At 64.7% G+C, this 15051-nt stretch carries 16 protein-coding genes and 1 pseudogene; 9 read left to right on the forward strand and 8 right to left on the reverse strand.

All coding sequences use genetic code 11. From position 1 onward, the window contains the following. Window positions 1-105: 105 nt before the first annotated feature. From CG716_RS17015 to CG716_RS17030, 4 genes are all read right to left on the reverse strand, one after another. Window positions 106-918, reverse strand: coding sequence for an ABC transporter permease (locus CG716_RS17015; protein ID WP_165774185.1), 813 nt, complete (start codon window positions 916-918; stop codon window positions 106-108). Window positions 919-1053: 135 nt separating this feature from the next. Next, entirely contained in the window at window positions 1054-1671 is a 618-nt protein-coding gene (locus tag CG716_RS17020) for a TetR/AcrR family transcriptional regulator (RefSeq protein WP_094481672.1), read from the reverse strand. Next, entirely contained in the window at window positions 1668-2111 is a 444-nt protein-coding gene (locus tag CG716_RS17025) for a nitroreductase family deazaflavin-dependent oxidoreductase (protein WP_094481674.1), read from the reverse strand. The genes CG716_RS17020 and CG716_RS17025 overlap by 4 nt, the downstream gene beginning before the upstream one ends. A gap of 3 nt (window positions 2112-2114) precedes the next feature. Further along, a complete protein-coding gene (locus CG716_RS17030; RefSeq protein WP_094481676.1) occupies window positions 2115-2849 on the reverse strand; it encodes an SDR family NAD(P)-dependent oxidoreductase in 735 nt (244 codons plus the stop codon). Between the two features lie 616 nt (window positions 2850-3465). Here CG716_RS17030 and CG716_RS17040 point away from each other — a divergent pair. From CG716_RS17040 to CG716_RS30780, 3 genes and pseudogenes are all read left to right on the forward strand, one after another. Then, window positions 3466-4239: pseudogene (locus CG716_RS17040) on the forward strand (SigB/SigF/SigG family RNA polymerase sigma factor); the annotation flags it as partial. 189 nt (window positions 4240-4428) lie between these two features. After that, window positions 4429-4689, forward strand: a complete 261-nt coding sequence (locus CG716_RS29905; RefSeq protein WP_133066963.1) for a hypothetical protein — start codon at window positions 4429-4431, stop codon at window positions 4687-4689. A gap of 298 nt (window positions 4690-4987) precedes the next feature. Beyond that, window positions 4988-5497 carry a DUF4232 domain-containing protein gene (locus tag CG716_RS30780; RefSeq protein WP_234817880.1) on the forward strand — a complete coding sequence of 170 codons (510 nt, stop codon included), beginning with the start codon at window positions 4988-4990 and terminating at the stop codon, window positions 5495-5497. A 60-nt stretch (window positions 5498-5557) separates the two neighbouring features. Here the strand turns inward: CG716_RS30780 and CG716_RS17050 are convergent, their stop codons facing one another. Genes CG716_RS17050 through CG716_RS17060 form a run of 3 tightly spaced genes read right to left on the reverse strand, consistent with a single transcriptional unit; the run spans window position 5558 to window position 8651 of the window. Beyond that, a complete protein-coding gene (locus CG716_RS17050) occupies window positions 5558-6910 on the reverse strand; it encodes an FAD-binding oxidoreductase (RefSeq protein ID WP_094481682.1) in 1353 nt (450 codons plus the stop codon). A 2-nt stretch (window positions 6911-6912) separates the two neighbouring features. Next, window positions 6913-8385 carry an APC family permease gene (locus CG716_RS17055; protein WP_094481684.1) on the reverse strand — a complete coding sequence of 491 codons (1473 nt, stop codon included), beginning with the start codon at window positions 8383-8385 and terminating at the stop codon, window positions 6913-6915. Beyond that, window positions 8382-8651: a hypothetical protein gene (locus tag CG716_RS17060; RefSeq protein ID WP_094481686.1), complete on the reverse strand. Its 270-nt coding sequence runs from the start codon at window positions 8649-8651 to the stop codon at window positions 8382-8384. The genes CG716_RS17055 and CG716_RS17060 overlap by 4 nt, the downstream gene beginning before the upstream one ends. 164 nt (window positions 8652-8815) lie before the next feature. On the opposite strand from CG716_RS17060, the gene CG716_RS17065 reads away from it, so the two are divergent. The 5 genes from CG716_RS17065 (at window position 8816) to CG716_RS31135 (ending at window position 13567) form a co-directional block, all read left to right on the forward strand. Next, the gene (locus tag CG716_RS17065; protein ID WP_094481688.1) at window positions 8816-9103 is read left to right on the forward strand and encodes a hypothetical protein; all 288 of its coding nucleotides are present in this window, start codon (window positions 8816-8818) and stop codon (window positions 9101-9103) included. A 162-nt stretch (window positions 9104-9265) separates the two neighbouring features. Continuing rightward, the gene (locus tag CG716_RS17070) at window positions 9266-10177 is read left to right on the forward strand and encodes a cytochrome c biogenesis CcdA family protein (protein ID WP_094481690.1); all 912 of its coding nucleotides are present in this window, start codon (window positions 9266-9268) and stop codon (window positions 10175-10177) included. 160 nt (window positions 10178-10337) lie between these two features. Then, complete coding sequence (locus CG716_RS17075; protein WP_094481692.1) at window positions 10338-10979, forward strand: TetR/AcrR family transcriptional regulator; 642 nt, start codon at window positions 10338-10340, stop codon at window positions 10977-10979. A 4-nt stretch (window positions 10980-10983) separates the two neighbouring features. Then, window positions 10984-11712: an anti-sigma factor family protein gene (locus CG716_RS17080; RefSeq protein ID WP_094481694.1), complete on the forward strand. Its 729-nt coding sequence runs from the start codon at window positions 10984-10986 to the stop codon at window positions 11710-11712. Between the two features lie 109 nt (window positions 11713-11821). Further along, complete coding sequence (locus CG716_RS31135) at window positions 11822-13567, forward strand: PecA family PE domain-processing aspartic protease (RefSeq protein WP_133066964.1); 1746 nt, start codon at window positions 11822-11824, stop codon at window positions 13565-13567. Here CG716_RS31135 and CG716_RS17090 read toward each other — a convergent pair. Further along, window positions 13564-14721 carry a phosphatase domain-containing protein gene (locus tag CG716_RS17090; protein ID WP_165774186.1) on the reverse strand — a complete coding sequence of 386 codons (1158 nt, stop codon included), beginning with the start codon at window positions 14719-14721 and terminating at the stop codon, window positions 13564-13566. The two genes, CG716_RS31135 and CG716_RS17090, sit on opposite strands and share 4 nt — an antisense overlap. A gap of 131 nt (window positions 14722-14852) precedes the next feature. Between CG716_RS17090 and CG716_RS17095 the strand changes: the two genes are divergently transcribed. After that, complete coding sequence (locus tag CG716_RS17095; protein ID WP_094481698.1) at window positions 14853-15041, forward strand: hypothetical protein; 189 nt, start codon at window positions 14853-14855, stop codon at window positions 15039-15041. Window positions 15042-15051 lie beyond the last annotated feature (10 nt).

Consider the following 15051-nt stretch of genomic DNA (forward strand, 5'->3'; position numbering starts at 1 on the left):
TCGCGAAAGGGAATTCGACCGACTTGCGGTGATGGTTCGGCCGCAGTGCGCGCACCTACCGCACCACCATGCGCCACGGCCCGACCCGCGATTAGCTATCGCCACTTACGCTGACGCGTCAGTCGCTGATCGCCTGCGCCGCAAACCCAGTCGCCGTCGCATCGATTCCGGGGGATGGCCCGTACGGGTGATCTTGCCCCGGGCGATCAGTTCCAGCGTCACCGCGACCGCGCACGTTTGTGACAGCAGTATCGACAGCAGGATCAGTATCTGGACCGCGCCGGCCTGCATGGCCGACCCGGTGCTCAGCAGCACACCGACGAAGGCGCCGGGAAGCGTCACGATACCTACCGTCCGGGTCTGGTCGAGGTTGGGCAGGAGTGCGTCGGTGGCAGTAGGGCCGATGATTTCCATCCGTGCGAGCCGGTCGCGGAATCCCAGGCTGAGTAGTGCCTCGACCTCGCCTGCCCGGGTTCGGAGTGTGTCGAGTGCACGTCGCGCAGCGACGGCGGTGGCAGTCATGGTGCTTCCCAAAAGGATGCCGGCGATGGGCACGATAGCGATACCGGTAATCGGCACGAGTCCGGTCGCAAGCAGCAGCGGCAATACCGAAAGCATGCCTGTTGCGAGCGCCAGAGCGAGGAGCCAAGAACGGTTGGATTGGCTGCGGTGGGCAGCGGTGACTGTGGCGGCCGCGAACATGACTGCCAGCACGATCAGTGATGTCCGCAGGCTGCTCAGTGCGGCGGTCAGAATGGCGGCGACGGCGACGAGCTGGAGCACTGCGCGCACCGCGGCCCGTGGCACTGTCCAGGCCGATCCAAGCGCCGTTGACCAGTAGACGCCCGCGGAGGCTAGCACCATCGCCGCACATACCCAGACCAGCGTCGGGCCTACGAGGTGTTGCGACAGCTGCACTCTGCCGATTCTCCGGCAAGCGATGCTGGCACCCGTGCCATTTTCGGCCGTGCCCCTGAATGCGCCCGATCTCGACGATGCCGACGCCGCCCACCTTCATGTTTCGTGTAACTGCCGCCCGACGGCACAACACGCTTACGCGGTGTCGTCGGCTGGTGCTTCACGGGAAGGCAGGGCTGTGTCGAGCAGTGCCGTGACCGCTGCGCGAGCAGCGACGGCGATCGAGGGTTCGTGGTCCATCTGTGCGCTGATGATCGCTCCGTCGTAGATGAGGTGGAGTTGGCGCCCCAGGGTCGCAGGGTCTGTTGTCCCGGTGTCTTCAGCGAGGTGATTGAAAAATCCGCGGAGGTCGCTGCGGTAGGAGTCTGCTGCGTGTTCGACTAGGCCACCCTTCGGCGCTTCTGCGCTGGCCGACATGAATGCACACCCCCGGAAGTTGGGTTGCTCGAGGATCACGGCTTGGGCGTCGAAAACCGCATATATCCGAGCGACGGGGTCGGTGTGTTGTTCGACCGCACTATTGAGACGTGCGAGGGTGCGGGCGTGGCGTCCCTCGAGATACGCCCCTATCAGCTCCTCTTTGCTCCCAAAGGTGTTGTACAGCGACCCTTTTGCTACGCCGGCGTGTTCGATGATGCGGTCGATACCAACCGTTTGAACACCTTCGTCGTAGAACAGCTCGTCGGCGGCAGCGAGAAGGCGTTGGCGAGCGGAGCGGCGCGAACGACCGGGCGCCGACGCCGCGGTGGTCATTCGTTCTCCTGATCCGGCTCCAGCAGCATGATCGGAATCTCTCGATTCCCGGCGCGGGCCCGGTACTCGGGGAAGTGCGGCCAAAAGCTCTCTGCCACAGTCCACCAGTGGGCTTTATCCACTCCGTGGACTTCCCGGGCCCGCAACCGGTGGATGCTGGCGCCGTCCTGGAGTGACACTTCTGGATGGGCGATCAGGTTGCGGTACCAGGCCGGGTGGTTTGCGGCACCGGCGTTGGAGGCCACCGCCACGTAGGTGTCGCCCTCCTCGATCCGCATTACCGGGTTTTTGCGGACGTTGCCCGTCTTGGCCCCAATCGTCGTCAAGATGACCACCGGGCGGCCCTCCAGGGTGCCGCCCTCTTGTCCATCTGTGGCTTCATAGAGCGCGACCTGATCGCGGATGCGATCCGCCGGGCTAGGTTCATAGTTAGTGGTCATGGGTCAGACCGCCGTTCTTCCGCCGTCGACAGCAATGACGGCACCGGTGATGTAGCTAGCCTTGTCTGAAGCCAGAAATGCGACGACTTCGGAAATCTCTTCGGGCTGTGCGCCCCGATTGAGCAGCGTCGTGCTGGCCAGGCTCTCAATCAATTCACGCTTGGACTCGGCGGTGAACACCGGCCCTGGTGCCACGGTGTTCACCCGAACGCCAGACGGGCTGAACTCAGCCGCCCAAGCCCGGGACATTGCCGTCAACGCAGCCTTGGTCGCGCCGTACGCGGCGCCACCGGCAATGCCGATATGCCCGGCCATGCTGTCGATGCTCACGATGCTGCCGTGGCCCCGCTTGGCCATGCCCGGCGCCAGCGCCGCAACCAGCTGGTAGGCGGCGCGCACGTTGCTGTCGAAGAGGTGATCGAACGTGTCGGTGTCCAGCTCGGCGCTCGGCCCGAACCACGAGATGCCGCCGTTGTTAATCAACACCTCGACATCGCCGACCTGTTCGGCCAGCGCACTGACGGCGTCGGCATCAGCCAGATCCGCCGAGACGAACCGAGCGTGTCCGCCCTTCGCTTCGATCTCGGTCACCGTGGCGGCACCGCGAGCCGCGTCACGGCCGTGGACGATCACATCGAACCCGTCTCTCGCCAGGTTCAGGGCGACCGCTCGGCCTATGCCCGATGTCGCTCCGGTAACCAGCGCCACGGGTGCCTGGCCGTCGAATTGTGCCGCCATGGAGGCTCCTAATTGAGTAGACCTGTCTGTCTAATTTCTCGGACAAATGTTTGAACAGGTCTGTCCATCGAGTAATTCCCGGCGGCGACTCTGGGCGGATCATGATCGATCGCCCCGTCATCCTCGGAGCTAGGAGGGCGTGTCACTCTGTGCTTTGCGCCCAGACGAAGGCGATGGTCGCGAACCAGCTCGCGGTGCGGACGTCGCGCGGCCCGCTGGGGGTTGCGATGTAAGGGTTCATCTTCACCGGAACGTTGATGACGGCGATGAGTTCGCTTGGAGTACTTCAGGCTTCGGATGAGAAGCCGGGTGCGTTGCCCGGCATCAGCAACGCCGGCTACGGCATCGGCACCTCGACCGGATACGCATGGGTGGGACCGATCGTGGGGCTCCGGCACCGTGTCGAGTTTCGCCCACGCCCTGTGGGTCTGTATCGGCATCGGGGTGGCGGCTCTGATCTGTGCATTGATCCTGAAGCCGAAACAATCTTCTGTGGCCCTCGGCACACTCGCCGGTCACGGTTGACGGGTTTAAAGACGCGTCAAATAGGGAAAATTGGGCCAGGTTCAACTCCGAGCCGGACGTCTTGACGAAGCCACTCAGCGAGGATATTGAATTGACGAGCCAGCCTGCCGCCGAACGCGAGTCCGAATACTCCGACGTTCTGGTGATGTTCCGCCATCTGGCGACATTGGACTCAGAGAGCGCTGCCTATCAGCGCCAACGCGACGCCATCATTGCGCGATGCTTGCCGCTGGCCGACCACATCGCCCGCCGCTTCGCCAACCGCGGAGAGCCCCTCGAAGACCTCGTCCAGGTGGCACGCGTCGGCCTGGTTCAAGCAGTGAAGCGGTTCGATGTCGAGACCGGCTCGGACTTCCTCTCGTTCGCCGTCCCCACGATGATGGGCGAGGTACGCAGATATTTCCGCGATCACAGCTGGTCACTGAAGGTGCCGCGACGACTCAAAGATCTCACCCTGCAGCTCAACCGGGGCAGGGCAGAACTCTCCCAGACGCTGGGACGCGCGCCGACAGCCACCGAACTCGCCGAGCACCTCGGAATGGATCGCCAAGAGGTCGTCGACGGTCTGATCGCCTCGAGCGCCTACGCCACGCAGTCCACTGATGTCCCGGTTCGGGCCGATGACGAACAGCGTCCGCTCTCCGAACGATTGGGGAGCGTTGACGTGAACATCGACAGGGTGCTGGACGTGGAGACGGTCCGACCGCTGCTCGCCGCATTGCCGGAACGCGAACGAACCATCCTGCTACTGCGGTTCTTTGAGAACATGACGCAGTCACAGATCGCCGAGCAGATCGGTGTTTCGCAGATGCACGTCTCCCGTATCTTGAGCCGGGCGATCGCCGGCATCCGGCAACGTATGGAAGATGCCGAGGCCGCCTCACCGACGCTGCCGATCTCGCCGCGACGGGCAGCGATGGTGTCGCGGGACCTGCCGCGCACGGGTGCAGCCGAAAAAGCCCGACGAGGTCTGCGGTCCCAAGCGAGCTAGCCGAGCGATTTCACAGCCGATTGTTAACGAGGACCAATCTGGCTGCTAAGCGCGGGGCGCTTGATGAGCAGCATGACAAGCAAGCCATCAAACAACGGCCGGGTCGTGCGGGCGATATGTGGCGGGGCGGTGGCCATCGCGGCGGCAACGCTGTGCGGCATCGTCTCACCCCATAGCGTCGCAACCGCGGCTGCGGCGTCAGGGCCGAACAGCGCAAAGATCGTCGTCGTCGATGACAGTGACAACGGCAACAGTGTCAACGACCAAGGCCAGAACTCGGGCGACATCTTCACCCAGAACGCGCAGGATCAGAGCACCGCCTGAGGCGGTGGAAGCTCAACGTCCCGTCGCTGGTCGATTCAAACGGTTGCCACTGTTGTTGCCACTGAGGGCAATCGGCCACCGTCCTGACGGCAAGTGCCACTCAACCCGTCAGCGCCAAGACGAAGACGCTCGCCCAAAAGCGCAGTCAGACAGAACCATCGAACCCTGCCAAGCGCGGTGTGGCGGGCTCGCACCGAGCCGCGTGATTGGCCGAACGTGCGGGTTGTCGGTGCTCGGCGCCTTGAATGGCCGACGAAAACCCCCGCTGTCGGCGCGGATTGGGGGCTACAGTCGTCCGGTGAACCCGAGACTCCCCGCGTGGGCGGCCAGCGTGGTGACCGCAGCTGCCCTGATCGTTTCGGCAGCGCCGACAGCAGCAGCCGAACCCGCTTGTGCGCCTGATTCACTGAGCTTGAGCACCAGCTCCCCAGGTTCCCCCGGGGACGGCACCCAGATCCACTTCGACGTAATCTTCACGAACACGTCGGCGCAGACGTGCTCGTTGCAGGGCTACCCCGGCGTGAACCTCATCGGACCGGATGACCCGACGTGGGGTCCGGACTATCAGCTTCCGCAGCAAGCCGGCGATCCCCAGCCGGTCACATTGGCGCCCGGCGCCGCCGCGACCAGCCGGTTGACCTTCCTGCCGAACCCCAACGGCTGGGTCCCGCAGACCATCGCGGTGACCCTGCCGAACAATCCGGGACTGATACAGATCCCCTGGATTCCCGGCGGCATTCCCGTCGCACGGCAAGACGCCGCATCCCATCCCGGCACCTACATCGGGCCGCTGCAGTCGGCTGAGTGACACCCTGCGAGGGGGTCTCACTGACGAGCACGATCTCGCTCGAGAATTGGTCCAGCAGGGCTAACCCAGCGGGATGCTCTGCTCGTAGCAGAAGACATTGTCCGGGTCGTAGAAGGCCTTGATCGTGCGTAGCCGCTCGGCATTGGCGCCCCAGTAGGCCCGTTCCCAGTCCGGCATACCGGCGTTGGGCACGTTGACGTACGCGCCGTTGACGTAAGGGGCCATGGCCTCGGAGAACTCTGCAACCCACCCGAGGACCGCGGCCGTCTCCTCGTCGGAAGCCGGCGCCCCGCCGCGAACGCCCCAACCGGCACCGGGTTCGGCGTAATACAGCGCATCGCGGTGCGCGAAAGCAGACCCGCCCGACGGCTCGCTGCTCGCAACCGCGCCGCCGAAAGCGTTGGTGAAGTAGTTGCACCCAGCCGGCGCGTTCGCCATGAACGCGCCGATGATGCGTATCGCCTCGGTTGGCAGCGGCTCAGTGATCAACTGTGAGTTGAACTTCCAGTTCGCCGGCTCTTCTTCGATGGGAATCTGAAAATCAGCGTAGATGTCGGCCCAGCTCGCATCCTGTATCACGGTATCGGGGCTTCCTATCGACAGCACCGGCGAAAGCAGTTGCAACGCTTCGGATTCAGATCCACCGGCGAGAGCCGCATGAAGTGCGAGCCTGTCACGCTCGATCTCCAGCTGACTGGTGAGCCGGTCGTCGACAAACGGAGCTGAGCGCTGCCAGGCCTCCAAGACCGCCGCGAGGTCGTCGAGCCCGGACCAGGTCGCGACAAGGAAAATCGCCTGATCCAGCGGATGAATCCGGTACGTCAGCGAGGTGACGATCCCGAAGTTTCCGTTGCCGGCACCCCGTAGCGCCCACAGCAGATCCGGATTGGTCTGCTCGTCGGCGATCACCACGTTGGCACCGCTGTCCGCTGGCGCCACGACCACCTCGGCCGCAATCAGGTTGTCCGACGCCATCCCGAATTTGCGCGTCAGCAGGCCAAACCCGCCGCCCAATGTCGCACCGACCAATCCGACGCTGCCTTCGGTTCCGGTCGGCGCCGCGACACCGGCCGCACCAAGGGCGGTGACCGTCTCCAACTGATTGAGGCCCGCACCGACGGTCGCCGTCTGTGCTGCCGTGTCGATCGCCACCGACTTCAACCCGCTGACGTCGATGATCACGCCGCCGTCCACACCGGACCACCCCTCCAGGGCGTGCCCGCCACTGCGGACCCGGACCGGGAGACCCTGCTGCCGAGCCCACGCCAGCGCATTCACCACATCGGCGGTGTCGTCGGCGAACACCACCGCAGCGGGGAGATGTGTGAAGAAGTGGTTCCAGCCTCGGCTGGCGTCCGGGTAGTCGGTATCGCCGGGAGTGACGACCCGTCCGGTGAGCGCATGCGAGTTCATGGTCACTGCACCTCGGCGAACATATTGGGATCGCCGGGTTCGTGCTCGAGGACCTCACGGTTGAACTTCCACATGTAGCCGAAGTACAGCAAGCCTGCCGCGGACAGACCGAAGGCGATCACGATGGGCGTCAGCGTTGCCGATGAGGCGATCACGACGAACAGCGAAATGACCACCCAGGCAAGCGCGCCGATCGCGACCGGCCACTCCCAGCGACCCAGGTCGAACCCGGCCGCCGTGCGGTCGAGCTTATGGCGTGTTGCCATGTATAGGACGATTGTCATCAGATACGGCAGGATCGTGACGATCGCGCCGGCCAAAATCAGTTGCAGCAGTGCATCACCGGGCATCAGGGCCATCAGAATGATGCCGACGGCAAGCACAACCAGGGTCGCTGGAATCGGCGTCCTGGTGCGCGGATTGACCCGGCGCATCACCTTATGCGCGGGGAATCGCCCGTCGCGTGACATCGCGTAGATGTAGCGGGCGCCGGAGACCATGGCGACCAGAGCCGCACCGAAGAAGGCGAGCGTGATCGCCGCGAGCAGTGGCCGTTCGAAACCCGGCCCGAATCGTTCGGTCATGATTTCCGCGACCGGCGATTCAGTGGTGGAAACCTTGGTCATGTCGGTGATCGACACGGTGAGGATGATGACGAACAACATCCCGAGGACCGATGCCGCCGTCACCGATCCGATGATCGCCCGCGGCACGCTCCGGGTCGGATTCTTGGCTTCCTCAGCCATATTCGACGCCGTCTCGAAGCCGACGAGGGTGGACAGTCCCATGATCGAAGCGGCCATCAAGCCACCGCCGACAACGAAATAATTGGGGTCGCCTGAGGTGATGCCGCGCGAGAAGAGGTTCCCGGACGAACCATTGCCGGTGACCACCAACGCCACGGTCAGCGCCACTCCGATCACCAACAAGATGCCCAGTTCGACACCCACCGACAGGGAGTTGACCCAGCCGACAATGCGTGTCGCGGCGATCGCCAGGATCGCTTGAATGACCAAGACAATCACCGTGATCACCCGTGCGGTGGTCTCGTTGGGCTCCATGCCGAGCAACGGCATCAGACATTGGCTGGCCAACGCGTTGTCGATGGTCACCGGAGCGGCGACGGCGCTCAGCACGGCGAGCCACCCGAAGGCCCAGCCGATCTTGGGACTGGCCAGTCGCGAGGCCCACGCATACGAGGACCCGCTAAGCGGTATGCGAGCCGCGAACTGCGCGTAGACCAAAGCCACCAGAATCTGTCCGATCGCTACGATCGGGAAGAGCCAGATCCCCACTGGACCGGAGTTGCGCAACACATCGTCGTAGGTGGCGAAGATGCCCACCGCGACAGACAGCGACGCGAACGAAATTGCAAACACCTGAAAGCCATTCAGCGTTCGCTTCAGTTCCGGCTCGTAGCCGCAATCTTCGCAGAATTCGTCGGCGGCCTCATTGGCCGCGAGCGCCTCGGTCACTTTCCCATCCTTGTGGCTCCGGCGGCCGCGGGGGAGTGATTGACAGATCTCGGGTGTTCGTCATCGCCGTGGATCGGGATGACGGTGCCGCGCCGGACGACGTCCTGGTCACCCCGGTCGTACGACGAGACGTGATGACTGCTCGTGGAGGGCACTCCGGATTCGGCCTGCGCCAGCCCTGTGCCGACGCCGAGGGCGGCAGCGCAGAGGCCGCCGAAGACTGCGCCGTAAACGATCGACTTCTTGATGCCGGTGATGATGTTCATGGGGTCAACGTATGGCGCGCACCAGACGCAGGACTTCGGGCGAAAGATGTGTTCCTTGGCCGCCGCTGTGGGGCAAATGATGTAGATGAACGGTGAGTGACGCTTCGACGAGCCACACGGCGATTCGCCGTTTCCGTCCGCCCGGCACAGGCTATGAATCAACAGTGAGCAACCACCACGTGAACCTGACCCCGCAGGAAAACTCGTTGATCGCCGAGAGTGATCCAGCAGCTCTGGCCCGCATGGACGAGAAGCAGTTGAAGGAACTGCAGAGCCGCCTGCGGCAGGCGCGGGAGAAAAACTTCAGCCTCTTGCGGCGCCAGGGCGCAGCCCGAGTCGAGGCCGAGGGTGGGCGCGGCGGCGCGCAGCCGGCCAACGAAAAGCGCAGCGAGAAAGTCGACGTCTTCGACGAGGCGCTGGCTCGGGTCAGCCAGCACCTCGACGCCGAATAGCCGCCGCCAAGGGCGGGATCTGGATCGGGTGTTTTCTGGTTGAACCGGAAAGCTCCGCGCCTCGTGTCATAGCCAGACGACGGTTCCTGGTCGCCGAGAGATAGGGGCATGCGATGTGGAGACCAGCAGAGTGAATCCCGAATGAGCTAGAGCGCTGCGCACGTGGAACAGAGCCTGATGGGCCTAGCCTTCGGCGCCGGATTGGTAGCAGTACTGAATCCGTGCGGCTTCGCGATGCTGCCTGTCTATATGACCCTGGTTGTGCGCGGTGACGCCGCCGGTGAGCTGAGTGCGCTACGGCGCGCACTGGTAGCCACTCTGGAGATGGTGTTGGGCTTCATGGCGGTGTTCGGCGCGTTCGGGCTGCTCACGGTGTCCGCCGCCGCGGCCGTCCAGCAGTACCTCCCGTACGTCACGGTCGCGATTGGCGTAGCCCTCGTCGGCCTCGGCATCTGGTCATTGGCCGGCCGCCACCTGCCTGGGCTCAACCCGGTGGTGACTCGAAGCAGCCGATGGGCGCCGACGGTGCGGGGCGGCTCGATGTTCGGCTACGGCATCGGATACGCGATCGCGTCGCTATCGTGCACGGTCGGTCCCTTCCTGGCCGTCACCGCTGCAAGTTTCCGCAGCGGGCTGATCATCGACGGTCTGGTCACCTACCTGATCTACGCCGCCGGCATGTCACTGATCGTGGGTGTTCTGGCGATCGCCGCGGCGTTCGCCAACCCCATCGGGATGTATCGGATGCGCCGAATTCTGCCGTATACAAACAGGATTGGCGGCGCTCTGGTGTTGATGGTCGGACTTTACGTCGCGTACTACGGCGTCTACGAAGTGCGGATCTTCGACGGCGCCGCGGCTCCGGACGATCCGGTGATCTCCGCCGCGGGGCGCCTCCAGAGCGCTCTGGTCGTGTGGGTGCACGGGCACGGCGGCTATCCGTGGCTGGTGGCGTTGGTCGTGCTGGTGTTGGTCTCGTTCGCGGTGGCGTGGGGCAGGGCGCTGCATCGGAGCGCGAAGGTGCGGCGGGTGCTCAAGCTGCACTCGGGCGAGCTCACCGCGTCGTCGTCCTGACTCAGCCCCGGTCGTTTGGAACGAAATGTGCCAATCCCCGGCGAACTTGTGAATTTCCTGGTCTCCTGCTGAACCAGCCCGTGTGGCCAGTCGTGTCTCACATGGGGAATGCACTGACTGAGCGATCAGGGAGACGGCCATCGACGAGCAACGAGCGCCGATGTTGACATCAACGGCTGCGGCCGACGAGCGTGTCGGGGTGGCTGAGGTGACGGCCGGCGACGCCCGGCAGCGGATCCTTCAGGCGACCGTCCAGTGTTTCCGCGCCTACGGGTACGAGAAATCGTCGATGCGCCTGATCGCGACCACAGCCGGGGTGTCGCAGACACTGCTGCACTATCACTTCGAGACCAAAGAGAAGCTGTTCGACGCGGCCATCAACGACGTCGCCAAGACATTGTTCGCGACGGCGTCGGCCCAGCTGACCCACGCCGCGTCCGTGCCCGATGGCCTGGCCGACGCCGCCGGCCTGCTGTACACCCTGTTCATCGACAATCTCGACACGGTCACCTTCGTCGTCGAGTTCGGGGCCGCGGCCAACCACAACGACTTTCTGCGGTCTGCATACCTCGAGTTCCGCGATGCGCAGCGCCAGCAGTTCGCCTCACTGCTCCAGACGATCACGGGAACCGACGCGCAAGACGACATGATCGACGAATCGGTGCGCCTCATGGAAATCGTGCTGCTCGGCATGTCGATGCAGCGTCCGTTCGTAACCGACGCTCCGCGCTTCCGCGCCGACTTCGACCGCTTCGTCCTCATGCTCATCACCCAGCTGATCGAGGGCATGACTTCGAGGTGACGTAATGACCACTCTTGACGGCCCGACGCCGTCCGGCGGCACCCATCCATACGCCCTGTGGGACGCGGCTTACGTGCTGGGCTCCCTGTCGGCTGCCGAGCGGCGTGAATTCGAAGCTCACCTGCGCGGCTGCCCGTCGTGCGCCGACGCGGTCAGCGACCTCAGCGGTATGCCCGCGCTGCTGTCCCAGATCGACCGCGGCTACATCAACACGCTCGACGAGATCGGTGCGCCTGCCGCACTGCCGCCGATGCGAGACGAGCTCCTTGCTCGCGTCAACTCACGGCGGCGACAGTCCCGTGCGCTGACGTGGACGTTGACGGCAGCTGCCGCGGTGGCGGTCGGCGTGTTCGTGGCCATCGCCTCGAACCCGATGGCCGTGACAACTTCTCAGGAGCAAGTCCAGGCCGCGGCGCTCACCATGACTCCGGTCAAACCAATACCGCTGGCGGCCACCGTGACCCTCAGCAGCCGGACGTGGGGCACCCGCATCGACGTGCACTGCACCTCCACCGAGGGGCCGGGGGGCGTCGAGTACGACGGTGGCGACGACCGGCTGGCGGTGGTCGCGATCGGACGCGACGGTAGCCGGGTTCAGTTGGCAACGTGGACAGCGCAACCCGGAATGACGGCGACGTTAGGCGGCAGCACATCGATCCCGCTCGACCAAATCGCTTCTGTGCAAATCGTTTCCGCCAACGTAGGAGATGTGCTTCTGCGGCGCGACCTTTGATCTAGAGTGAACCGTGGCTGGGAGTTGGCTGTATTTGACACACGACGAAGTGCCGGACCGTAGCGTCGGTCGCGCTGATTGAGCCGACCAGAGATATGGGGTGGTCCCTGTGGGCCAAGCAAAACGCCGGCGCCAACCCTATCTGTGGCTTGGTGCCGGGGCGATCACCTTCGGTGTCGGAGCGGCACTGGCCAGTGGATCCGGCGTTGCCCACGCCGATAGCGCCCAGGCCGGTCCCGCGCCGCAAAATGCCGGCGCGGTCCACACCACCACCAAGCCCGGCTCCGGCGTCGCGGCACCCAGGGTTGCGTTGAGCAGTGTCACCACGCTCAAGGCGGCGGCTCTCACATCGAGCATCAAACGGGCGGCGGTCGCCGTCCCCGCCACCCCCTCGGCCGCGGAGCAAGCGTTGTCCGGCGGCATCAACGGCTTCGTCCAGACGCTGACTGGGCGTCCACTGGTGGGCAACGGTGCCAACGGAACGACCAATGCCGAAGGGGTGGGCACCGCCGGAGCTCCCGGCGGATGGTTGTACGGCAACGGTGGCGACGGTGGCGATAGCACGGCGGCCGGAGTAGCCGGCGGCAATGGCGGCTCGGCCGGATTGATCGGTACGGGCGGCGTCGGTGGGACAGGCGGCTGGGGCGCCTCCGGTGGGGTAGGTGGCGCCGGAGGACTGGTGTACGGCAACGGCGGTGCGGGTGGTGTCGGCGGGCCGGTGGGTGCCGGCGGTGCCGGCGGCAACGCGCTGTTCCTCGGAGCCGGTGGTGCCGGCGGGCTGGGCGGGGAAACAGCGCAAGGCGGTAACGGTGGCCGGGGCGGCCTGTTCGGTGGCAGCGGTGGAAGTGGCGGCGCCGGTGGGGTTTTGGGCGCCGGCGGGACCGGAGGCTTCGGCGGTTTGTTGGGTCATCGGGGAGCGGCTGGTGCCGCGGGCGGCGCGCCCACCGTCGCCTTGACCTACACGACGACCAACCAATACACGACTGTCGGTCTTTCCATCGGTGGAGGACCCGTGACCCAGGTCGAAGTCGACACTGGTTCAAGCCCTTTGATCATCCCGATCACCGACGTCAATGCTGACAACATCGGCCAGCCCACCGGCAAGACGGGCATGATCCAATACGGGGACTGGGGGCGGTTCTACTACAGCGTGTACGACACATCGGTGAATTTCGGCGATGGAATAATTACTGAACCCACTGATATCGGCGTGGTCACGAGCGTTTCGGAATCGACTGACAACGGCGCGACCTGGCACGACATCCCCCAATCCGAGTGGTCGGACCCGAAATACGCGGTGTCGGCTGATATGGGTGTCTGCTGGGGCACGTCCGACGGGGTGGGCAGCGTCGTGCACGCATTGCCTACGGGCCTCAATCAAGGCCTGTTGATCAATGAACCCGCGGGCCAGCTCACATTCGGAGCCAACCCCCTCACACCTGTCACCTCGGCTACCGGCTGGTACGACGCAACCCTGGACGTGCAGGTCAGTTACAAGGGAACTTCGACTCCGATCCAGCAGATCGTCAACAACGTGACCATCGACAGCGGTGGGCTGGGCGGAAATGTTCCGATCGATGTACTCCCATCCACCTTGTCGGACTTGAAAGTCGACGACTACCTTCCGGTGGGAACCACCGTCTCTGTCTACACCAGCGACGGACTGACTCTGCTCTACACGACGACGATCACGCAGGATGACTACGACGATGGCCCCAGTGCCTCTGTGTCGTCGAAGGACTATGGATTCAATAGCGGGATCACACCATTCCTGCAGGGGCCGATCTACTTCTCCTACGACCCCGCGGATGTCGGGACGACCACCTTCGACTACGCGCCGAGTACGCCGGTCTAGTCGCCTAATTCGTCGCGGGCCTCCGCGACAGTATCGCCGTCGCACAGCAGGAGACTGTGTGCCAGCTCGGCTGCCTCACTGGGGTCGGCCACCAGATGGAGTGGAATGCCCTCGCCCTGAAGTGCTTCGGCGTGCTCCCGCAGCAGAGCGTTGCGCTCCTCTTCGTCACTGCCGACCTGCCTGATGATCGCCAGTAGCACCCGATCGGGAAACTCGCGGGCCATCTCCTCATAGATCAGCGGGTCGCGCTGGCCGCTGTCGCCGATCAACACGAAACGCATTCCTGGATACGCGTCGAACAGCCGCCGTACAGCGGCGCGCTTGTGTTCGGCCCCGCTGCGCCTCAGGTAGCGCTCGGTTGGCCCCCAATCGGTGAGGAACATCGGGCCCGGAGGGAAGGCACGAAGTTCGATGAACTGCTCCAGCATCGAATAGAACGACCAGCTTCCCGTCGACACATAGAAGAACGCGGGCTCCGGGCGGAGCTTCCCGCTTCGCCCGGCAACACCCCGCGCCAGTCCTCGGTAGAGCGCGGACATGCCGGGAATCGCGTTGCGCTGCTCCACTTCTCGCAACAGTGTTCTGGCCACCATCGCCAAGCCTTCGGTCAGTCCCGTGAGCAGGATGGTGTCGTCGATGTCGGAGATCACCAGAAACGGCGCGGCCAGAGAGGGTTTGACCACCCATCCGCTGCCGACGGCGGGCTCGTCGTCACCGATCCCCGCGGCGACCGCTTCGGCGGCGTGCCAGCCGACCTTCAATTTCGGCACGGGCAGCGAGAAATTGGCGAAGCCGTGACTGTCGGTGACCTCCGTTGCCCGATGTCTGCCGACCCGCAATTCGACCTCGGCTCCGACGATGGACAGGGCCGCATGTCGACGCAAATTGCTCTGGGCCACCTCCCAATACGGGATGCGGCTATCGCCGGGCAGTTCGGGAGTCTCGATCACCCGAACCCGCACCTTGGCCACGTCGTCGGCCGCGAATCCGCGGTAGACCACCACCCGCACGCCCCGGAACGCCCCTGATTGCAGCTTGTAGTCACGGCGACGTTCGGTGAGCTTGCTCTCCAGCCCGGCGACCACGGCCGCGGTCTCGGGGCTGCGCAATCTCGCATTCAGATCCGATGCGATCCGGCGGGGCAGTCGGGGCATGAGAACAGCATGGCAGCAGAACGTCCCCCGATCGGTGGACACGCGATTCATCCCGCACATCCGCCAGCCACCCGATGCCGCTCAAGGCCGTGAACCAGGAGAGTCAGTGCCAACAACAGAGGAGGTCAATCATGAAGGCTCGGATCACACGCTGGCTGGAGCGGGCCGGCAACAGCCTGAGCGGCGCGGCACCGCTGACCCCGATCGATGCGTCCTACGGCGCGACGTGGTGGGGCCGGGTTCCCGCCCTGGACGAAGGTCGCACCCGAAGCGCCGGGCGTCTGCCACTGGTGGCCGCAGCGCACCTGCCGGTCTTCTGAGCGCGTTACC

This window comes from Mycolicibacterium sphagni (assembly GCF_002250655.1).
In the GTDB taxonomy this organism is placed as follows: domain Bacteria; phylum Actinomycetota; class Actinomycetes; order Mycobacteriales; family Mycobacteriaceae; genus Mycobacterium; species Mycobacterium sphagni.